This window comes from Seonamhaeicola sp. ABD4_340 (assembly GCF_056312135.1).
The window spans coordinates 528,719-549,114 of record NZ_CM149981.1 but is presented as its reverse complement, the minus strand read 5'-3'; the positions used below and the strand labels follow the sequence as shown (position 1 = coordinate 549,114).

Sequence of the window (20,396 nt, the reverse complement as noted above, 5' to 3'; positions counted from 1 at the left end):
AATATGATGCGAATTTCAGAAACCGTTAAACATTTAATAATCATTAATGTTATTATGTTTATTGGTACTTTGGCTGTAGGTAACGGCATATTGTTTTATGATTGGTTTGCAATGCATTTTCCTAAAAATGATGCGTTTAAACCATGGCAAATAGTGACCCATATGTTTATGCATGGTGGTGTTGCGCATTTGTTTTTTAACATGTTTGCCCTTTGGATGTTTGGTACACCAGTAGAGCAAGTTTTAGGCAGTAAACGGTTTTTGTTTATATACTTTTCGGCTGGTCTAGGTGCTGTGGCTTTACAAGTTGGTTACCATTATTATGAGTTTGTGCCAACCTATAACACCTTAGTTTCATCGGGTTTAACGCCAAGTGAAATTTTGCAAATGTTATCAACCAACAAAGTGTTAGATACAGGTATAACAGAGCTGCAATTTTCGCAATTACAAAGCATATTTTCGGCTTTTAACGCATCAATGGTTGGTGCATCTGGTTGTTTAATGGGTATAATGGTTGCTTTTGCAATGATGAATCCTAATGCAGAACTTATGATGATATTTCTACCAATTCCTATTAAGGCAAAGTACTTTATTCCGGGTATTATTTTAATAGATTTAATTTCAGGTATTAGCGGTCAATCTATTTTTGGTTACGGTAATGTGGCCCATTTTGCGCATGTTGGTGGTGCTTTAACGGGATTTTTAATTATGTGGTACTGGAAAAAAAATCAGTTTAATAAAAACCGTTGGTATTAATGGCAACGTTTATAAATAACATAAAATATAAATTTAGCAGACTCAATGTTCTAGAAAAAATAATAGCTATAAATGTTATTATTTATTTAGTGCAAGTATTATTACGCTTAAATTTATCATGGTTTATGCTACCAAGTAGTTTTTCTAGTTTTATTTTAAAACCATGGAGCTTGGTAACTTATGCGTTTTTGCATCATGATTTTTTTCATATCCTTTTCAATATGCTTTGGCTTTACTTTATTGGTAAAAGTGTTTTGAATTTGTTTAATCCAAAATTGGCGTTAAACGTATATTTTTTAGGAGCCATTTTTGGTGGTTTACTGTTTATGTTGGGGTATGAAATATTCCCTGGAATTTTTGGCGGAACATCTACACTAGTTGGTGCATCAGCATCAGTAAGGGCCTTGCTCATATTTATTTGTGCATATATGCCCAACCAAGAAGTTGCACTTTTAAGTTTTAGAATTAAGCTTTGGTACATAGCTGTAGCAATAGTGGCTTTAGACGTAATAGGTTTAGGCTCAGTAAACGCTGGCGGAAATTTAGCCCATTTAGGCGGTGCTTTGTTGGGGTATTTGTACGCAACACAGCTTACTAAAGGCAATGATATTGGTAAAGGTTTTGAGAGGTTTATGGATGGGTTGGTTAATGTTTTTAAGCCTTCAAAAAAGAGTCCGTTAAAAACAGTTCATAAAAATAAAAGTAAAGTTGGTGGTTATACTAAAAGTGAATTTAACGAGTTTAATAACCAGAAAAAAGTAGATGTAATTCTAGATAAAATTAGTAAAAGCGGTTACGATAGTTTAACTTCAGAAGAAAAAGATTTCTTGTTCAGAGCCGGAAAACAATAATACTTAAAACACACCAATAATTTAAATGAAAGATGAAGCACCTTAGTTTTTTAAATAAAATTATTTACTTCATCAACGTTATTGTAGCGCTGGCACTTTTGTTTTCATACGTGCTGCCTTATTTGCCGCCTAAAACTTTTTCGGTATTATCAGTTTTAAATTTAGGGGTGTCTTTACTCATTCTTCTAAATATTTTATTTGCTGTTTATTGGTTGTTAAAGTTTAAAAGGCAAAGTTTGCTTTCAATTGTTATTTTATTAATTGGATATGTTTTTTACGGTTCGTTATTTAAGTTTTCAGCATCAAAAAACATCGAAAGTCCTAACAATTTTAAGGTGATGAATTACAATGTTAGGTTGTTTAATTTATATAAATGGATTGATAAAGATAGCATTGAAACTCAAATTGTAGATTTTTTAACCACCGAAAATCCTCAGGTTTTAAGCATTCAAGAGTATCATCCGCATAAAAATATAAACCTGTCTTTTTTTAAATATAAGTTTGAAAAATTATCGGGTAAAAAAGATAAATATGGTCAGGCTATTTTTTCGCAATTTCCTATTGTTAATTCGGGTTCTATTGAGTTTCCTAATACAGCCAATAATGCCATTTTTGCTGATGTTGTTAATGGTGCAGATACTATTAGAATTTATAACATTCACCTAGAATCTTTAAAAATTAATACCAGTGTTGAACATTTAAAAAACGAAGATTCTGAGCGTTTATTTAAGCGCGTAATTTCAACATTTAAAATGCAGCAATTTCAAACCGAATTATTTTTAATGCATAAAAAACAATGCCCATATAAAATGGTTATTTGTGGCGATTTTAATAATACAGCATTTTCGTATGTGTACCGAAAAATTAAAGGTAATTTACAAGATACTTATGATGAAGCTGGTACTGGTTTTGGGCGAACGCACGATTTTAAGTTTTTTCCTATGCGTATAGATTTTATTTTTGCTGATGAAGCTTTTAGCGTGAACAGTTTTAAAGCCTACAATCAGCATTTTTCTGATCATTTTCCTATTACGGCTAACTTATCACTTGAAAAAGACTGATTTTTTTATGTCATAAAACTACAATCAACAACATCAGAAATTATATGTATTACCAAACCTAAGGCTATCAGTCTGGTTTTCTTCGGAATTAATAATAAAATATAAACAGCAATAGCATAATAAGTATGCAACGGATGAAAATTAATACTGCACCGGTTTGGGCTAAAAATTGGTGTTGCTAAAAGATGATCTAAGTCTATTAACATACCAGCAATCATAATTAAATAGGCTTTTTGCCAGTGTTGTTTAAAAGCAATTAAAGCAACGGCCAATGGTAATAAAAAATGGCAACCGTAATGTGCTATAGGTTGAAGCATTAAAGGGTAATTAAGGTTTGGTTTTCCAAATAATTTAGTGCATTTGGGCCTTCGTTGAACAATACATCTAAAATGCTTAAATTTTCAATAAAACCGTGCTTTGAACTAAATACTTGGGTGTATTTTTCAAAATTATAAATCGGTTCTTTTTTTGCGTTCACTAAATGCCTAAAATCTGTTTTGTTAATAGGTTTTTTTTCAAAAATAGTAGTTTGTAAAGGTGTGATATCTAATTGTAAACAATCACAAATAATACTAAAACATTTTAGGTTAAAGTTTAAAATGCTGTCTTCTCTTTCTTCAAATAAAGGTTGAAGTTCATCTTCATAATACTCAAAAAAAGGCGATGTTCTGTAGGCTGAAAGTAAAGATTTCCAGTGGTTGGCTTGCCAGTTTTCGTCATTAAAAATTTGTACTTCACTGTATAATTGTCTGTTTTTTTGTGTGTAAACTACAGGGATGTTTAGGGCTTGTTTGCCATTGGCACCATAAATGTAAGTACGGTTTCTGTAAGTTTGCTTAACAAAATTATCAGCAACTTCAAAATGCACATTTTTAGCACTAACTATAGCAACAAAATGAGCTACATTAGGAAAATATGTTGGGTGAATAAGTATGTTATTCATGGTTTAACCCTATAAATTTAGGCATTGGCTTGTTTGCGTTTTCGCCATTTATTAAAACCTATCCAACCTAAAAGAGCTATTACAAACGGAATGAAGAATGATGTTGCTTTACCACTACCACCAACGGTTGTGAAAAAGCGCTCCCAACGTGCATTAGGGAAACCATCCCAACTCATCCAAATAAACACAGGTTTACCTACAACATGATCAAAAGGTACAAAGCCCCAAGCGCGCGCATCAATAGAGTTGTGGCGGTTATCACCCATCATCCAATAATAATTTTGTTTAAAAGTATAGGTAGTAGCTAAGGCATCATTAATAAATATTTGATTGCCTTTTACTTGCAGTTTGTTGTGCTCATATTCTGTAATTACACGTTTGTAAAGTGGTAAAACTTCAAGGTTTATATCAATAGTTTTTCCTTTTTCAGGCACGTAAAGCGGACCAAAAAAATCACGATTCCATTGGTAATTTGGGTCGTGAGGAAAGGTTTCTTCAGGTGTGCCTTCACCTTCTTTTTGTTTATTAGGCACAATGTTTACAACATTGGGGTGGTTTTTAAATTTGGCTAAGGCCTCATCACTCACCGCCGATAGTAAATAGCTTGTGCCTTTGGCATCCATGGCGTAAATGTTATCGGTAATGTCGTAGCGTTTTTTTAAATAATCGGGGTTTAAGCGGCCTTTTGTTTGTACATAATAACTAAATTGAAGTTTAGCTCTGTCTGGTAATTCATTTTTTTTGCCGTTTATGTATACGTAGCCGTCTTTTATTTCAAAGGTGTCACCAGCAATAGCAACACAACGCTTAACTAAGTTTGTTTTTTTGTCAATAGGTTTATAGTAATTCCTGTCTGGATGAAAATCATTCATATCACGAAGTGTATCCGCAGGTTGATTAAATACTACAATGTCATTTCTTTTTATTTTTTGAAAACCAGGAATTCTTAAATAGGGAAGTTGTAGTTTGTTTAACCACGAGGTGTTTCGTTTTGAAAAATCATCGTCAAAAACATACGATTTTGTTTTTAAAACAGGAATGGTATCATGCACCATAGGAGCAGCAACGGTTGTCATTGGCACTCTGGCCCCATAATGAAACTTACTTACAAATAAAAAATCGCCTACTAATAATGATTTTTCTAATGATGAAGACGGAATTGTAAACGGTTGCATAAAATATGTATGTACAATAGTAGCGGCTACAATTGCAAAAAGTATAGAGCTAGTCCATTCACCTGACGATGATTTAGGGTTTAAATCTCTATTTTCTACATAGCTAACATCTGCAACATAGTTTAAATAATAGTTATAAAAGCCAAGTGTAACTACAGCTAAAAAAGTATCTAAATATTGGTTTTTACCAAAACTTCTAGCTGTTTCAACCCAAATAATAGCAAACATAAAAAGGTTTACTATAGGCAGAAATAATAAAATTACCCACCACCATGGTCTATTAATTATTTTCATTAAAATAACACCGTTATAAACAGGAATAAAGGCTTCCCATGCTTGTCTGCCGGCTTTAATGTATAATTTCCAAGTGCCTAATGCATGTATCACTTGAATTATTAAAATTAATATGAACCATTGAGATAATGACATAATTTTATGTTATTGTAATTGCTTGAAAACAATTAGGTTAATTTTTTAGCGCTTCAAATTTGCAGTTTTTCTGGGTGAAATAAAAATTATGAGTGCGCATTTATACCCATTTAACAAAGATTTACAAATTTATTTAATGCCTAAAACATCATTCATTGAAAAAACCCCCGTTTTTCCCACTAACCATTCTGCAGCAACAACAGCACCTAAAGCAAAGCCTTGCCTGTTGTGTGCTACATGCTCAATGTTAATAGTGTCAACCTCACTAGCATAATTAACTGTATGTGTACCAGGTACATCGCCAATACGCTTTGCTACAATTGGTATAGCGTTATTGTTTTTAGTTTCGTTTAACTCCCAAGCATTATAATTTGTGTTGTTTTCAATAACTCCTTCGGCCAAAGTAATGGCTGTTCCGCTAGGAGCATCTAATTTTTTTGTATGATGAATTTCTTCCATAGTAACTTTATACTGTTTTAAGTTACTCATCATTTTTGCTAAGGTTTTATTTAGCTCAAAAAAGATATTTACACCCAAACTAAAATTTGAAGCATAAATAAAAGCACCTTTTTTATCATTACAAAGGGTTACTGCTTTTTCGTGATTTTCTAACCAACCGGTTGTGCCAGAAACTACAGGAACACGATTGTTTATGCAGTTTGTTATGTTTCCAAAAGCAGCTGTAGGTAAGCTAAAATCTATAGCAACATCGGCTTGTGTTATATCATAATCTACATCATCTTTATCAATTTTTAAAACCACATCGTGTCCGCGGCTAATTGCTATTTTCTCAATGGTTTGCCCCATACGTCCGTATCCTAATAAAGCAATTTTCATGTGTTTAATTTTTGAAAGGTTATGTGTTTTTAGCTAAAGTTCAAGTAAAACTGAACTAAAATTTAAAGTTTAGAGTTAAACCAGCATTACTTTTGCCGTCAAATTCATTGAACTTGTAATGCGGTGCCAAAGATAAGTTTTCATCTACATTGTATTGCAGTAAATGCGCATCAACGTTGGCATCAATAATATTTAAAGCATAAATGCCAATGGTAACAAGTAATGATATTTCTTTATTTCTTCTGTAAAATTTTTGAGCGCGCTCCAAACCTTCGGTAGTAACACGTTCGGTTATAGAACCATCTGGTTCAACGGTTAAAAATTCATCATCAGTAAAACCAGCAAGCCTTCTTTTGTAGGCATCACGGTATCTGTTATATTCTTTATTATTGTTGGTGTAAAAGTAAATACCTGTGCCCAAAGCGCCCCAAACTATGGGTGCTTTCCAATATCTTTTGTTATAAATTTGCCCTAAACCAGGTAATATAGCAGAGTAAAAAGCTGCTTTTGAAGGAGATAAAGGGTCTATAGGTTCTCTTGGTATTACAGAATCTACTACTATTTCTTTTGAAATTTTTTTTCGTTTTGATTTTTTTTCTTTTTCCTCTTGGGCTACCAACGAAAAACAAAACAAAAAGGCTAGTACGCTTACTATTAAGGATTTATTTAGCACCTTCAATTAATTTTTTAATACGATTAAAGTCTTCTTCTGAATGAAAAGGAATGCTTATTTTTCCTTTACCATTTTTAGAAACTTTAACGTCTATTTTGTGTCCAAAGTATTCTGAAAACACGTTAATACCTTTTTTTATGAATTTAGGTGTGCTTTCATCATTATCACTTTCTTTGGTAGGTACGGTAACTTTTTTAGTGGCGTTGTAATTTTTAATTAAGGTTTCTGTAGCTCTTACTGAAAGTTCATTTTCTAATACTTTGCCATAAATATCTAGCTGTGTAGATGTGTCTTCTACAGAAATTAAAGCGCGCCCGTGGCCCATAGAAATAAAACCATCACGCATGCCCGTTTGTATAATTGGGTCTAGTTTTAATAAGCGTAAATAGTTTGTAATTGTAGAGCGTTTTTTACCAACACGCTCGCTCATTTGTTCTTGAGTTAGGTTAATTTCATCAATTAAACGTTGGTAGGAAAGCGCAATTTCAATAGGGTCTAAGTCTTGACGTTGAATGTTTTCAACCAAGGCCATCTCTAATGATTCTTGGTCGTTTGCTATTCGTACGTAAGCAGGTATTGTTTCTAATCCAAGTAATTTAGAAGCTCTAAAACGTCTTTCACCAGATACTAATTGGTATTTATTGAAATCTAGTTTTCTAACTGTTATAGGTTGAATAACGCCTAATTCTTTAATAGAAGTGGCTAATTCTTGAAGGGTTTCTTCGTTAAAATTGCTTCTAGGTTGAAACGGATTTACTTCAATATAATCTAAATCTAATTCAATAATATTGCCAACTACTTTATCTGCTCCTTCATCTTGAGCAGATTGTATGTTGTTTTCAGGGTCTTTTAATAAGGCCGATAAACCTCTTCCTAAAGCTTGCTTCTTATTTGCCTTGGCCATTTTTTAGGAGTTTTTATTTATAATTTCGTTTGCCAAACTTAAGTAGTTATTGGCGCCTTTACTGCTAGCATCATAGTTTATAATACTTTCGCCGTAACTTGGTGCTTCACTTAAGCGTATGTTTCGTTGAATAATGGTTTGGAAAACCATATCGTTAAAATGCTTTTGAACTTCTTCAACAACTTGGTTAGATAAGCGTAAACGCGAATCATACATGGTTAATAGTAAACCTTCAATATCTAAATTTTTATTGTGTATTTTTTGTACACTTTTAATGGTGTTTAATAGTTTGCCTAAACCTTCTAAAGCAAAATATTCGCATTGAATAGGTATTATTACGGCATCTGCAGCAGTTAAGGCGTTTAGTGTTAATAAGCCTAATGATGGTGCGCAGTCTATTAAAATATAGTCGTATTCATCTTTAATATCGCTTAAAGCTGTTTTAAGCATATATTCTCTAGATTCTTTGTCAACCAATTCAATCTCAATAGCAACCAAATCAATATGAGCAGGTATAATATCAAGATTAGGAGTTTCTGTTTTTACTATAGCTTCTTTGGCAGTATGTGAATGTTCCAATAATTGGTATGTGCCAATTTCAACAGATTCTACATCAATTCCAATACCTGAAGTTGCATTTGCTTGAGGATCTGCATCTATTAGTAATACTTTTTTCTCAAGAACACCTAGTGAAGCTGCTAAATTAATAGATGTAGTTGTTTTTCCTACACCACCTTTCTGATTAGCAATTGCAATGATTTTACCCATTAAATAGTTTGGTTTTATTAACGGTAAAAATACAATTATTTATGAGGAATAAAAACCCATTTTGTTAACAATGATTAAATAAAAATAGAATGCAGTTTTTAGTTGGTTATTATCAATTTTAATCCAATAAAATTTCTAAAATTTTAATAGCTGCATCGCTAATTTTTGTACCAGGACCAAAAACGGCAATTGCACCAGCATCAAAAAGATATTGGTAATCTTGTTTTGGTATAACACCGCCAACAATAACCATAATATCATCTCTGCTATAATTTTTTAAAGCTTCAATAACTTGCGGAACAAGGGTTTTGTGGCCTGCCGCTAATGATGAAACCCCCAAAATATGTACATCATTTTCAACGGCTTGTTTTGCGGCTTCTTGTGGTGTTTGAAATAAAGGGCCAATATCAACATCAAAACCAATATCTGCATAACCGGTGGCCACAACTTTGGCACCACGGTCATGACCATCTTGTCCCATTTTAGCAATCATAATACGCGGGCGTCTGCCGTCTTGTTCGGTAAAAGTATTGGCTAATTCTTGTGCTTTTATGAATGATTTATCGTTTTTCACTTCTTTACTGTATACACCAGAGAACGATTTTACTTGTGCTTTGTAACGTCCAAAAACAGTTTCTAAAGCGTTGCTTATTTCACCTAAAGTTGCACGTGCTCTTGCGGCTTCAATGGCTAAAGCTAACAAATTTTCTTCACCTGTTTTAGCAGCCTTGGTTAATTTTAAAAGCGTTTGTTTAACTTTTTCAGTGTTTCGGGTAGCTTTCAGTTTTTTTAAACCTTCAATTTGTTGGTTTCTTACGGTATGGTTATCAACTTCAAGTGTAGCAATTGGATCTTCTTCTTTGAGAACGTACTTGTTAACACCTATAATAATATCTTGCTCAGAATCTATTTTTGCTTGTTTTTTTGCGGCAGCCTCTTCAATGCGCATTTTTGGTATGCCAGTTTCAATAGCCTTTGTCATACCGCCAAGGGCTTCAACTTCTTCAATTAAACTCCATGCTTTTTGGGCAATATCATGTGTTAGCTTTTCAACGTAATAGCTGCCTGCCCATGGGTCTACGGTTTTGGTAATATGTGTTTCTTCTTGTAAAAATATTTGTGTGTTACGAGCAATTCTGGCAGAAAAATCTGTTGGTAGTGCAATGGCTTCATCTAAAGCATTAGTATGTAAACTTTGTGTGCCACCAAAGGCTGCGGCCGCCGCCTCAATAGTAGTGCGGGCAACATTGTTAAATGGGTCTTGCTCAGTTAAACTCCAACCGCTAGTTTGGCAATGTGTACGTAATGCTAATGATTTTGGGTTTTTAGGATTGAATTGTTTTACAATTTTTGCCCATAACATTCGTGCGGCACGCATTTTGGCTATTTCCATGAAATGATTCATGCCTATAGCCCAAAAAAATGATAAACGTGGTGCAAAGGTATCAATATCCATACCTGCTTCAAGGCCTTTTCTTATGTACTCTAAACCATTGGCTAGGGTGTAGGCTAATTCAATATCACAAGTTGCACCCGCTTCTTGCATGTGGTAGCCAGAAATACTAATACTGTTGAATTTAGGCATGTTTTTGCTGGTGAATTCAAAAATATCGGATATTATATTCATTGATGGTGTTGGCGGATAAATATAGGTATTACGCACCATGAATTCTTTTAAAATATCATTTTGAATAGTGCCTGATAGTAATGCTGGCTTTACACCTTGTTCTTCAGCAGCCACAATATAAAATGCCATAATTGGCAAAACAGCACCATTCATGGTCATGGAAACCGACATTTTATCTAGTGGAATTTGGTTGAAAAGCATTTTCATGTCTTCAACCGAATCTATGGCTACACCTGCTTTACCTACATCGCCCACCACACGTTCGTGATCACTATCGTAACCACGATGTGTAGCTAAATCAAACGCTACAGATAAGCCTTTTTGTCCTGCTGCTAAATTTCTGCGGTAAAAGGCATTGCTTTCTTCAGCAGTACTAAAACCTGCATATTGCCTAATAGTCCACGGTCTGCGTACATACATGGTACTGTATGGGCCACGTAAATTGGGTGCAATACCAGCAGCAAAATCAAGATGTTCTAAATTTTTTATATCGTTTTTAGAATATGTTGATTGTATTAAAATACCTTCGGAAGTTTCAAAAGTATCTTTCTCTTCTGTTGTATTGCTTTGGCTATTTTTTAGGGTAATATGTTCAAGGTTTTTTCTCAAAAGCTATTTGTGTTTTATTGTTGCTTTGGTGTAGTTGGTGTTTTGTTGAAATCTACTTTTGAATCTACTTTATGCGGATTTACTTTTGTTAAATCTACTTCAAAAAGTTTAGCGTAAAAGAAATCAAAAGCAATATAAGTTGCTAAATGCTTATCGCTTAAAGCGCTTCGGTAGTTTGAAACAATTGGAGGCCCAATTAGTTTTGGGTTCAAATCATTTATTGAAAGTAATGATTTAAATGTTGTTTTTAAATTATCATTTTTTAAGTTTTCAGCAACACATTTTATGAGTGGGCTGTTGTAATTTAAATGGCTTTTTGTGTTATTGGCATCCCACAGTGTGTTATCGTTTTTTAAAGCTTGAAATACATTTATAGTGTGTTGTGAAATAACACTTTCAAAAGGTGGTTTGCTATAAACAGCATTTCTAACAAATTGGCTATAAGCATAAGTTAAATTAGGTTGTGCGTTGTTGTTTCGGCTATTTTTTCCGTAGTAATTTAAAATGTCTTCTTCAAAAGCATATAAAGCTTCTGCATAAAGTTTACTATTAGTGTTTTTACAAGCAACAGTAGCGGGTTTGTTAGTGTATTTGTACTCTAAATTATTGCTAGTGTTTTTGCAATTAAACAACACAAAAGTAAGTGCTAAAATGAAGGTTTTTAAAATTGATTTCATGGGTTAAATTAATTGTAAAAGGTTTTATGCTTCAGTTTTTAAACGGTTTTGTTCTAAAGTTTCGGCTAATCGTTTTTCAATTATGGGTTCAATGAGTGTTTTTCTTTTATTGGTTTTAACAAACGGATATAACTCTAAATTGTTTTTCATTTTATCTAAACTATTTGGGTGTTTGTTTGTGCCTAAAAGTACTAGTGTTCCGTTGTTAAATTGTTCAATTTCTTTAGCGGCACTTTCTTTTATTTTACGTTGAATAATGCCCAGTTTTAGCTGTTTTAAAAATCCGCCATTACTTTCAATATTTTTGAATAATTCTAAAGCTTTTTCAGCTAATTGTTGGGTTAAGCTTTCAATATAATAAGCGCCATCAGTAGGATTGTTAACCTTATTAAAATAACTTTCGTGTTTTAAAATTAATAGTTGATTTCGGGCTATTCTACTACCAAATGCATTGGTTTTATTATAAACACTATCATAGGCTAAATTACTAATGGTGTTAGCGCCTCCTAAAATAGCGCTCATACATTCGGTGGTTGTACGCAGCATGTTGGTATTATAATCGTAAATAGTTTTGTTGCGTTTGCTAGGAGTTGCAAAAATATGGCACTCTGTATTTGTTTGGTATTCATGGGCTAAAGTTTCCCATAAAAGCCTTAGGGCTTTAAGTTTAGCAACTTCAAAAAAATAATTAGAACTTACTGCTACATTAAAATTTATTATGGCGTTTTGTGGCAATATTAAAGCGTTTAAATACTCATTAGCATGGGCTAAAGCATATGCTAATTGCTGCACTATGTTAGCACCTGCGTTTTGGTATAAGGCAGTATTTATACTTATACTATTTGTTGCCGAAACAATATTTTTTAATGTATTAAAATCTGAATTTAAATTAGAATACCAGTTACCTGTTTTTGCTAAATTGTGAATAATGTCATTTTGAAAAATAGGCTTTTTTATGAATTTTGAATGTGTGTTTTTAGTGAATGATTCTGATAAAAAATCACATTCAAAATGCATTGAAATGTTTTCAGTATTTATAGATTCTATTAAAGTTTCAATTGAAATGTTTTGTGAAGGGATAATGAATTTTATACTATCAGCACCTTTTTTTATAGCATTTACAGCATTTTTGTTGGCTGTTTTTTCATTAGCAACATAAATAGTTTCACAAATACGCCATTGTGTGGCTTGCGTTTTGGATGTGTTTGGAAGTGCTTCAAAATCATCGGCATGATAAAAAGGTTTAACTGTAATGTCATGATTTGTGTTCCAGTTTAATGTGGTGTTATAATCTGCACCTTTTAAATCAAACTGAATTTTTTGTTTCCACTGTTTAGCCGAAACCGCATCAAAACCATTAAACAACTTTTTATTCATTATTTTTTGTTTTTAGGCTATCTTCATATTCAATAATAAAAATTTCTTCATTATTGCGTTTCATGTAATATTCTTCTCTAGCAAATTTTTCTAAACCTTCGTCTGTGCTAAGTTCTTTTAGTGCTTTATTGTCTTTTTCTATTTCCTTTTTATAGTATTCTTTTTCATCTTCTAAATCATTTATTTCAGAATTTAATTCATGATGAATAAGTAGTGAATTAGCATCAAAAAAAAGCATCCAAATACCAAAAGCCACTAGTATTAATATAAAAATGTTTTTAAATGGTTTAAAAAAAGGATGTTTAAAAAATGCCATTATAGCTTTTCGTTTATAATTGTTTTAACAATATCAATAGCAACGGTATTGTACCTGTTATTTGGTATTATAATATCGGCATATTCTTTCATAGGTTCAATAAATTGCTCGTGCATAGGTTTAAGCGTGTTTTGGTAGCGCGATAAAACTTCATCTAAATCTCTGCCGCGTTCAGAAATGTCACGTTTTAAACGTCTAATTAAGCGCTCGTCAGAATCTGTGTGAACAAATATTTTAATATCAAACATATCCCTTAACTCTGGGTTTGTTAAAATTAAAATACCTTCAACAATCATAACTTTTCTTGGGTGCGTTAAAATAGTATCGCCCGTGCGGTTATGTTTTACAAAAGAATAAACGGGTTGATGTATGGGTTTATTCTTTTTTAATTGTTTTAAATGAGCTTCTATAAGTTCAAAATCTATAGATCTTGGGTGATCAAAATTAATATTTACGCGCTCATTATAAGACAGGTGTGACGTGTCTTTGTAATACGAGTCTTGCGAAATAACACCCACTTCACCTTCGGGTAATTCTTTAAGAAGCTGGTTTACTACTGTTGTTTTTCCGCAACCTGTACCGCCTGCAATGCCTATTATTAACATGTGTTTTTGCCTAAAATTATACAGGCAAATTTAAAATTATTTATTGTATTATTTTAGTGTATTTAATGTTTTTGTTACGAATAATTAAATAAAAACCTGTTAAAAATTGTTTAAATGCATAAACAGTATTTTGTGTTTAATTTTGGTTTTGGGTGTTTTCAACTTCGGTTTTTGTAAACATTTTGTTGTTTTTATTGCCCCAAGCGTTGGTTATGTAGTTCATAACATCGGCAATTTCATCATCACTTAAGCCTAGTGTGGCCATGGTGTTGTTGTAGGTTTCTCCGTTTACAATAATTTCACCCGAAATGCCAAATTTAATGGCTCTTATGCCAGCTTTTCGGTTGTTCATTAAATAATCAGATTTTGCCAATGGCGGATAGGTGCCTTTAACGCCTTCGCCTTTTGCCATGTGGCACGTTACGCAAAAATCATTGTAAATTTCTTTACCGTTTTCAATACTTTGTTTTAGGTTATTCTGCGCCTGTGCAAATGCAAATGACAAGCAAGCTAGTGTAAGTAGGTAATAATTTTTCATCTTTTTTTTAAAATTTAATTTGGAACAATTTTAACAATGCCTTGGTTTTCAACGGCTACATATATAAAACCATCTGGTGCTTGTATAACGTTTCTAACTCTACCAATATTTTCAAAAAGTTTTTCGCGTTTAATAACTTTATTATTTTCTAAAATTAAACGCTCTAAATATTGAAATTTTAAAGAGCCCACTAAAACATTACCTTTCCAGTTAGGGTATTTATTTGAAGATACAATAGCTAAACCGCTTGGAGCAATGGATGGCACCCAATAAAATAAAGGTTGCTCCATGCCTTCTTTTTCAGTAATATCAGTAAAAGTAGTGCCGCTATAATTTATACCGTATGAAATTACGGGCCAACCGTAGTTTTTACCTTTTTCAATAATATTTATTTCATCACCGCCTTGCGGACCATGTTCATGTGTCCAAATTTTGCCAGTTACAGGGTGTTTTACCATGCCTTGTGGGTTACGGTGCCCGTAACTATAAATGGCGGTTTTAGCATTTTTGGTGTTTGTAAACGGATTACTTTCTGGCACGGTACCATCATCATGTAATCTGTAAATTTTACCACAATCTTTGGTGATATCTTGAGGGTTTTCATCTCTATTGCCACGGTCTCCAACCGAAAAATATAAGTAGCCCTCATTATCAAAAGCAATTCTAGAGCCAAAATGCTGCCCTTTTTTTGTGTTAGGTTCAGCTTTATACAGGGTTTCTAAATTTTCAAGTTTGTTGCCATTAAGTTTTGCTCTAACTAACGCGGTGTTTCCGCCGTCACCGTTGCCTTGGCTAGAGGCGTGCGTCATGTAAATCCACCCGTTGTTTATATAATTGGGGTGCAGTTTAATATCTAAAAAGCCACCTTGCCCACGAACGTAAACAGCAGGCGCACCTTCAATAACAGTTTTTTTATTGTTTTTAAAATGAATTAAATCGCCACTTTTTTCAGTAATAAGCATGCTACCATCGGGTAAAAAAGTCATGCCCCAAGGTATTGTTAAACCTGGTACAACCATTTCGGTTGTATAGTTTATTTCTGTGGGTGTTTCAGCTTTTACAACAGATTCTGTTTGTTGCGCACAAGCAGCAAAAGTTATAAATGTAATAAGTATTAAACTTAGTTTTTTCATTGTTAAAATGCGTAATTTAAGTTAATGCCGCAGTAATAATTTACAGGATTTCCCGGATAGTAATATCGGGGTGCATTACCGCCAAAACTAGAGGCGTTTATTAAAATTTGCGATGCATACTTTACATCAAATATATTATTTATACCAATAAAAAGGTTTGTTTTTATGTTTTTATTTATGTTTTTCTTGAAACCTATTTTGGTGTTAGTAAGGTTGTAAGCGTTTGAAAATAAGTTGTTGGCATCTGTAATTGGCATTTTCCCAACGTGTAAAAAGTTGATGTTGCCATAAAAACCTAAAGCTGTATTAAATTTAGAAATAATGTTTACGGTGTTTAAAGGAACGCCTGTAACTTTATTGCCAGAGTAGTTGTTAGTAGCATCAATAAATTGTTTGAATTTGTAGTTTGTGAATGATGCGCTAATGCTTGCGTATAAATCTATTTTTTTGTTTGAAATAATTTGGTGACTCATGCTGGTTTCTAAACCGTTGTGTTGTGTTTTGCCAGCATTTATGCCAATAAATTCATCTTCGGAAGTTCTTCGGGCTACTAATAAATTTTTTAGGCTTAACCTGTAAACAGCCATATTAAAATGTAATTTATGGTTTGTTGATGTTGCTCTTAAGCCTGTTTCAAAATTCCAACCAGTTTCAGGGTTTAAATCTGGATTTATTAATCCGTTTGGTAGAAGTGTTTCATTTAGAGAAAGTGGTGAAAATCCGTGACTTACATTGCTGTAAATATTTAAGTTTTTTGTGGCTTGATACGATACACCAAATTTTGGTGATATTATGGTTTTGTATTTGAATTTGCCTGATTGATCTGGATTATCGGTACTTGCTGTAAAATTATCATATAGTGTATATGATGTTTTATTTAGGTTTGAACCAATTATAACCGTTGTATTTTTTGTTAGGCTGTAATTAGCTTCAAAAAAAATATTGAAATAGCTTCTGTTTTCTTCAAAGTTTGAAAGTAAATCACCTTGAACACTACCTGTGTTAGGCGGAAAATCTTCATATAAATTTTCAAAAGTTTTGTATGAATAGATATCTTTAAAATACTCACCACCTAAGGTCCAATTTAATGGTTGGGTAAATAATTTTAAGTTGTTAGTTAATCGGGTTCGGGCGCCATAAGTCACGGTGTTTTCTTCTAAAATATTAAATGGTCTAGGTTCAAAAGCATTTCTAAAAGATGTAAAAATACTTGTGGTTTGTTTTAGTTTTTGGCCGTAGTTATGCTCCCATGATATGCCAAAAATACCTCGTTTAGAATCTTCAAAACCCTTGGCGTTATTCCAGTTAATATCTGCAATTTCGGGGTTGTTTTCAAAATTACTTTTGTTTAAAGAACTTGGTATAAAAGCTTTTAAATTAACATAACTTGCCAAAAAAGATACTTGGTTTTTACTGTTTATAAAATGATTTGTATATAGTAAAAATGTTTGTCTATTATATGTATTATTAGCTCTAAAACCATTACTATGCGTATTGCTGTAAATAGTATTAAAACTATGTTTTTTAGTGTGAAAATTTATATTGGTTAAGTTTTTAATAAGCTCAAAAGACCCTATTGTAAATTGGTTATTTATGACTTGAGAATTGAAATTTGAAGTTTCAGGAAATAAAGTTATTGTACCACCTAAACCAGCCCCATAAACACTAGAAGCATTGCCTTTTGTGATTTCAATGCGGCTAATGGCGCCAAGTTCAAAATCTTCAATGTTTGTTTCGCCACTACCATTGGTTAATGGAATATCTTTAAAATAAGCTCTAATTTTTGATGTGCCAAACAAATTTCTAGCACCAATGCCTCTTATTGTAATACGGTTAGTGTTTAGTGCACCAGATTGCATGAAAATACCAGGTATTGTGTTTAAAGTATTGTTAATATTAATGTTGTTGCCTAAATCAATATCTTTTTTTAAAATAATATTTGTGGTTGTAGGTAGTGTTTTTAACGTTTGAGGTATTATACTACTGGTAACAATAACCTCATTTAATTGTGAAGGATTTAGTTGAAGTTGAATATTATAATTTTCTCCAAAAATTAACTGTATGTATTCTGTAGTATAGCCTTCTTTTTTAAAAGAATAAACACCTTCTGCTTTTATTCCGAAATTTCCGTTGGCATTGGTAAAAAAAACATCTTGTGTTTTAGTATTTTTAATCTCAACAAGATTTAAAATATTGTTATTAGAATCGGTAACTTTTCCTAAAATTATTTTTTGACTAAAACTTAGTGCGCTAGTAAGCAACACAACAATAAAATAAATGTTTTTTTTGTTCACAAGGTGTTGTTAAGAGCAAGCAAGTTATGTAATAAGTTTAAAAAGATTTAGATTTTAATATTTTTTTTGAAAAATAGGTATTGAAATAAATAAAAAAAGTATATTTGCAGCCCGTTACAATTTCGGGGTGTAGCGTAGCCCGGTTATCGCGCCGCGTTTGGGACGCGGAGGTCGCAGGTTCGAATCCTGCCACCCCGACAAAAAGCATTGCATTTTGCAATGCTTTTTTTATGCCGTAATATTTGTACTTCGTAAAAATTGCTGCAAATTCCGTAAGTTTATACCTTTTAAATTCTCACTTTTATTATATGAAGAAATTGGCATTACACTGGAAAATACTAATAGGCATGGTGCTTGGTGTTGTTTTTGGTTTCACAATGGCATCATTTAACCTCCAACAATTTGTTTTAGATTGGATAGAGCCTATTGGTAAAATATTTGTTAAGTTGTTAAAACTCATTGCAGTGCCTTTAATTTTAGCTTCGTTAATAAAAGGCGTGTCAGATTTAAAAGATATTTCAAAATTTAAAAATATGGGTGTACGCACTATTTTTGTGTACATTTTAACTACCGTAATAGCAATTACTATAGGTTTAGGGTTGGTAAATTTTTTAAAGCCAGGAGCTGGCATTACACCTGAAACTGTTACAATGCTAAAAGAAAAATATGCTAGTAGCGGAAAAGCACAAACCATTTTAAATAATGCTAAAAAACAAGCTGAAGCTGGTCCGTTAGATTTTGTGGTTGATATGGTGCCTGATAATGCTGTTACAGCCATGAGCGATAATAAATTAATGCTTCAAGTTATTGTGTTTTCAATACTATTAGGTATTTGTATTTTGTTAGTTCCTGAAGAAAAAGCAAAACCTTTAAAAGACTTTTTTGATTCTTTAAATGAAGTTATTTTGAAATTGGTAGATTTAATTATGCTATCTGCACCCTATGCAGTATTTGCGCTTTTGGCAACCGTTGTAGTATCTGCCGATGATCCTGAAATACTCATAGCCCTATTAAAATACGCTGGTGTAGTGGTTTTAGGTCTCGTATTAATGATATGTTTTTATTTACTTTTAATAGCATTATACGCAAAAAAATCGCCTATTTGGTTTTTAAGCCAAATTAGTCCAGCACAATTATTAGCGTTTTCAACAAGTAGTAGTGCTGCAGCATTACCGGTAACTATGGAACGTGTTGAAGAGCATATTGGAGTAGACAAAGAAGTCTCTAGTTTTGTTTTACCCGTTGGAGCTACAATAAATATGGATGGTACAAGCCTTTATCAAGGTGTTGCTGCAGTATTTATTATGCAGGTTTTATGGCCAGAAGGTTTAGTGTTTAGTAATCAGTTAATGATAATTTTAACAGCGCTTTTAGCATCAATAGGAAGCGCTGCCGTACCAGGGGCAGGTATGGTAATGTTAGTAATTGTTTTAGAAGCTATAGGTTTTCCGTCTGATATTTTACCAATAGCCTTAGCCTTAATTTTTGCAGTAGACAGGCCGTTAGATATGTGCAGAACAACAATAAACGTAACTGGAGATGCTACAGTTTCTACCTTAGTAGCCAAATCTCTTGGTAAATTGGGTAATCCTAAAATTAAAAATTGGGATGATAATTATCCTAAAAATTAATATTACAAAAAAACTAATAAGGGTATTGCTTTTAAATGACGTCTAAAAATATACAGTAAAAGTTTTTTTGCTTACCATAGCAATTACTTATTTTTTTATAAAAACTGTTGATACATTCTAAGTAAGGATTAGTTTAAAAATTCTACTTTTGTTTTAACCTAAAAGATTTTAAAATTATGTCTAATACAATTGAAAGAGTAAAGTGTTTAATAATTGGTTCCGGGCCAGCAGGCTACACAGCAGCAATATATGCTGCAAGAGCCAATATGAACCCTGTTTTATATCAAGGTACGCAACCAGGTGGTCAATTAACAACTACTAACGAGGTTGAAAATTTCCCAGGTTACCCAGAAGGTGTTACAGGGCCAGAAATGATGTTGCAATTACAAGCGCAAGCTAGACGTTTTGAAGCCGATATTCGTGATGGTTGGGCTACTAAGGTTGATTTTTCGGGAGATGTACATAAAGTTTGGATTAATGACGAAAAAGAAATTCATGCCGATACAATTATTGTTTCAACAGGAGCATCAGCAAAATATCTAGGTTTAGAATCTGAACAAAAATATTTAAAGTTAGGTGGCGGTGTTTCAGCATGTGCGGTTTGTGATGGTTTTTTCTATAGAAATCAAGAAGTTGTGATTGTTGGGGCAGGAGATTCTGCTTGTGAAGAAGCTCATTATCTTTCTAAACTTTGTAAAAAAGTAACCATGTTAGTAAGACGTGATGAGTTTAGAGCATCAAAAATTATGGCAGAACGTGTTAAAAACACAGAAAATATTGAAATTTTATTTAATACAGAAACCGATGAGGTTTTAGGTGATGGTCAACTAGTAAACGGCGTGCGCGTTTTTAATAACCAAACACAAGAAAAACACGTAATACCAGCAACTGGGTTTTTTGTAGCCATAGGGCATAAACCTAATACAGATATTTTTAAAGATTATTTAAATTTAGATGAAACAGGTTACATAATTAATACACCAGGTACAGCAAAAACAAATGTAGATGGTGTATTTGTATCTGGAGATGCGGCAGACCATGTTTACAGACAAGCAATTACTGCTGCAGGTACAGGTTGTATGGCAGCTTTAGATGCTGAGCGTTATTTAGCAGCTAAAGATGCTTCTTTTGAAGTATCTACATCAACATATAATTAATAGCAAATAGCTACTTAAAGAAACACAAAATAGCC

The 20,396-nt window shown here is 32.8% G+C and carries 20 protein-coding genes and 1 tRNA gene; 6 read left to right on the top strand and 15 right to left on the bottom strand.

The features are described 5' to 3' along the window. The first annotated feature begins 3 nt into the window (after positions 1–3). From ACYX4H_RS02430 to ACYX4H_RS02420, 3 genes are read left to right on the top strand one after another with little or no spacing between them, the layout of a single operon-like run. Positions 4–756, top strand: coding sequence for a rhomboid family intramembrane serine protease (locus ACYX4H_RS02430; protein WP_475295590.1), 753 nt, complete (start codon positions 4–6; stop codon positions 754–756). Beyond that, entirely contained in the window at positions 756–1,607 is an 852-nt protein-coding gene (locus ACYX4H_RS02425; RefSeq protein WP_476237629.1) for a rhomboid family intramembrane serine protease, read from the top strand. Before ACYX4H_RS02430 ends, ACYX4H_RS02425 begins: the two co-directional genes overlap by 1 nt. A gap of 32 nt (positions 1,608–1,639) precedes the next feature. After that, positions 1,640–2,668 (top strand): endonuclease/exonuclease/phosphatase family protein, encoded by a 1,029-nt coding sequence (locus ACYX4H_RS02420; RefSeq protein WP_476237628.1) that lies wholly within the window; start codon positions 1,640–1,642, stop codon positions 2,666–2,668. 5 nt (positions 2,669–2,673) lie between these two features. Here the strand turns inward: ACYX4H_RS02420 and ACYX4H_RS02415 are convergent, their stop codons facing one another. The 15 genes from ACYX4H_RS02415 to ACYX4H_RS02345 all read right to left on the bottom strand — a co-directional run bounded on the left by ACYX4H_RS02415 (position 2,674) and on the right by ACYX4H_RS02345 (position 17,573). Further along, positions 2,674–2,985, bottom strand: coding sequence for a DUF6122 family protein (locus ACYX4H_RS02415; RefSeq protein WP_476237627.1), 312 nt, complete (start codon positions 2,983–2,985; stop codon positions 2,674–2,676). Further along, a complete protein-coding gene (locus ACYX4H_RS02410) occupies positions 2,985–3,611 on the bottom strand; it encodes a WbqC family protein (RefSeq protein ID WP_476237626.1) in 627 nt (208 codons plus the stop codon). Before ACYX4H_RS02410 ends, ACYX4H_RS02415 begins: the two co-directional genes overlap by 1 nt. A gap of 17 nt (positions 3,612–3,628) precedes the next feature. After that, complete coding sequence (lepB, locus tag ACYX4H_RS02405; RefSeq protein WP_476237625.1) at positions 3,629–5,215, bottom strand: signal peptidase I; 1,587 nt, start codon at positions 5,213–5,215, stop codon at positions 3,629–3,631. A 129-nt stretch (positions 5,216–5,344) separates the two neighbouring features. Beyond that, positions 5,345–6,052, bottom strand: a complete 708-nt coding sequence (gene dapB, locus ACYX4H_RS02400) for a 4-hydroxy-tetrahydrodipicolinate reductase (protein WP_476237624.1) — start codon at positions 6,050–6,052, stop codon at positions 5,345–5,347. A gap of 55 nt (positions 6,053–6,107) precedes the next feature. After that, positions 6,108–6,725, bottom strand: coding sequence for a DUF5683 domain-containing protein (locus ACYX4H_RS02395; RefSeq protein WP_476237623.1), 618 nt, complete (start codon positions 6,723–6,725; stop codon positions 6,108–6,110). Next, positions 6,715–7,629, bottom strand: coding sequence for a ParB/RepB/Spo0J family partition protein (locus tag ACYX4H_RS02390; RefSeq protein WP_475295582.1), 915 nt, complete (start codon positions 7,627–7,629; stop codon positions 6,715–6,717). The genes ACYX4H_RS02395 and ACYX4H_RS02390 overlap by 11 nt, the downstream gene beginning before the upstream one ends. A gap of 3 nt (positions 7,630–7,632) precedes the next feature. After that, a complete protein-coding gene (locus ACYX4H_RS02385) occupies positions 7,633–8,397 on the bottom strand; it encodes a ParA family protein (RefSeq protein WP_475295581.1) in 765 nt (254 codons plus the stop codon). A gap of 118 nt (positions 8,398–8,515) precedes the next feature. Then, positions 8,516–10,633 carry a methylmalonyl-CoA mutase gene (scpA, locus tag ACYX4H_RS02380; RefSeq protein ID WP_476237622.1) on the bottom strand — a complete coding sequence of 706 codons (2,118 nt, stop codon included), beginning with the start codon at positions 10,631–10,633 and terminating at the stop codon, positions 8,516–8,518. 14 nt (positions 10,634–10,647) lie between these two features. Beyond that, positions 10,648–11,310: a hypothetical protein gene (locus tag ACYX4H_RS02375; RefSeq protein ID WP_476237621.1), complete on the bottom strand. Its 663-nt coding sequence runs from the start codon at positions 11,308–11,310 to the stop codon at positions 10,648–10,650. Positions 11,311–11,334: 24 nt separating this feature from the next. Further along, on the bottom strand, positions 11,335–12,687 hold the full coding sequence (locus ACYX4H_RS02370) for a methylmalonyl-CoA mutase subunit beta (protein ID WP_476237620.1): 1,353 nt from the start codon (positions 12,685–12,687) through the stop codon (positions 11,335–11,337). Further along, positions 12,680–13,003 carry an FtsB family cell division protein gene (locus ACYX4H_RS02365; RefSeq protein ID WP_476237618.1) on the bottom strand — a complete coding sequence of 108 codons (324 nt, stop codon included), beginning with the start codon at positions 13,001–13,003 and terminating at the stop codon, positions 12,680–12,682. The genes ACYX4H_RS02370 and ACYX4H_RS02365 overlap by 8 nt, the downstream gene beginning before the upstream one ends. Beyond that, positions 13,003–13,608 (bottom strand): uridine kinase, encoded by a 606-nt coding sequence (gene udk, locus ACYX4H_RS02360; protein WP_475295576.1) that lies wholly within the window; start codon positions 13,606–13,608, stop codon positions 13,003–13,005. The genes ACYX4H_RS02365 and udk overlap by 1 nt, the downstream gene beginning before the upstream one ends. A 136-nt stretch (positions 13,609–13,744) precedes the next feature. Then, positions 13,745–14,146 (bottom strand): c-type cytochrome, encoded by a 402-nt coding sequence (locus ACYX4H_RS02355; RefSeq protein ID WP_476237617.1) that lies wholly within the window; start codon positions 14,144–14,146, stop codon positions 13,745–13,747. A 14-nt stretch (positions 14,147–14,160) separates the two neighbouring features. Continuing rightward, the gene (locus tag ACYX4H_RS02350; protein WP_476237615.1) at positions 14,161–15,279 is read right to left on the bottom strand and encodes a PQQ-dependent sugar dehydrogenase; all 1,119 of its coding nucleotides are present in this window, start codon (positions 15,277–15,279) and stop codon (positions 14,161–14,163) included. Positions 15,280–15,281: 2 nt separating this feature from the next. Beyond that, positions 15,282–17,573, bottom strand: a complete 2,292-nt coding sequence (locus ACYX4H_RS02345) for a TonB-dependent receptor domain-containing protein (RefSeq protein ID WP_476237614.1) — start codon at positions 17,571–17,573, stop codon at positions 15,282–15,284. Between the two features lie 123 nt (positions 17,574–17,696). Here ACYX4H_RS02345 and ACYX4H_RS02340 point away from each other — a divergent pair. The 3 genes from ACYX4H_RS02340 (at position 17,697) to trxB (ending at position 20,361) form a co-directional block, all read left to right on the top strand. Further along, positions 17,697–17,771: transfer RNA gene (locus tag ACYX4H_RS02340), tRNA-Pro, on the top strand. Between the two features lie 110 nt (positions 17,772–17,881). Next, positions 17,882–19,204: a dicarboxylate/amino acid:cation symporter gene (locus tag ACYX4H_RS02335; protein ID WP_476237612.1), complete on the top strand. Its 1,323-nt coding sequence runs from the start codon at positions 17,882–17,884 to the stop codon at positions 19,202–19,204. A 176-nt stretch (positions 19,205–19,380) separates the two neighbouring features. After that, complete coding sequence (gene trxB / locus ACYX4H_RS02330; protein ID WP_476237611.1) at positions 19,381–20,361, top strand: thioredoxin-disulfide reductase; 981 nt, start codon at positions 19,381–19,383, stop codon at positions 20,359–20,361. Positions 20,362–20,396: the final 35 nt, after the last annotated feature.

Excerpts from the sequence above, each read along its gene's own strand:
- ACYX4H_RS02430 (WP_475295590.1), top strand. The coding sequence starts at position 4 with ATGATGCGAATTTCAGAAACCGTTAAACATTTAATAATCATTAATGTT.
- ACYX4H_RS02425 (WP_476237629.1), top strand. The coding sequence starts at position 756 with ATGGCAACGTTTATAAATAACATAAAATATAAATTTAGCAGACTCAAT.
- ACYX4H_RS02420 (WP_476237628.1), top strand. The coding sequence starts at position 1,640 with ATGAAGCACCTTAGTTTTTTAAATAAAATTATTTACTTCATCAACGTT.
- ACYX4H_RS02415 (WP_476237627.1), bottom strand. The coding sequence starts at position 2,985 with ATGCTTCAACCTATAGCACATTACGGTTGCCATTTTTTATTACCATTG.
- ACYX4H_RS02410 (WP_476237626.1), bottom strand. The coding sequence starts at position 3,611 with ATGAATAACATACTTATTCACCCAACATATTTTCCTAATGTAGCTCAT.
- lepB (WP_476237625.1), bottom strand. The coding sequence starts at position 5,215 with ATGTCATTATCTCAATGGTTCATATTAATTTTAATAATTCAAGTGATA.
- dapB (WP_476237624.1), bottom strand. The coding sequence starts at position 6,052 with ATGAAAATTGCTTTATTAGGATACGGACGTATGGGGCAAACCATTGAG.
- ACYX4H_RS02390 (WP_475295582.1), bottom strand. The coding sequence starts at position 7,629 with ATGGCCAAGGCAAATAAGAAGCAAGCTTTAGGAAGAGGTTTATCGGCC.
- ACYX4H_RS02385 (WP_475295581.1), bottom strand. The coding sequence starts at position 8,397 with ATGGGTAAAATCATTGCAATTGCTAATCAGAAAGGTGGTGTAGGAAAA.
- ACYX4H_RS02375 (WP_476237621.1), bottom strand. The coding sequence starts at position 11,310 with ATGAAATCAATTTTAAAAACCTTCATTTTAGCACTTACTTTTGTGTTG.
- ACYX4H_RS02370 (WP_476237620.1), bottom strand. The coding sequence starts at position 12,687 with ATGAATAAAAAGTTGTTTAATGGTTTTGATGCGGTTTCGGCTAAACAG.
- ACYX4H_RS02365 (WP_476237618.1), bottom strand. The coding sequence starts at position 13,003 with ATGGCATTTTTTAAACATCCTTTTTTTAAACCATTTAAAAACATTTTT.
- udk (WP_475295576.1), bottom strand. The coding sequence starts at position 13,608 with ATGTTAATAATAGGCATTGCAGGCGGTACAGGTTGCGGAAAAACAACA.
- ACYX4H_RS02355 (WP_476237617.1), bottom strand. The coding sequence starts at position 14,146 with ATGAAAAATTATTACCTACTTACACTAGCTTGCTTGTCATTTGCATTT.
- ACYX4H_RS02350 (WP_476237615.1), bottom strand. The coding sequence starts at position 15,279 with ATGAAAAAACTAAGTTTAATACTTATTACATTTATAACTTTTGCTGCT.
- ACYX4H_RS02335 (WP_476237612.1), top strand. The coding sequence starts at position 17,882 with ATGAAGAAATTGGCATTACACTGGAAAATACTAATAGGCATGGTGCTT.
- trxB (WP_476237611.1), top strand. The coding sequence starts at position 19,381 with ATGTCTAATACAATTGAAAGAGTAAAGTGTTTAATAATTGGTTCCGGG.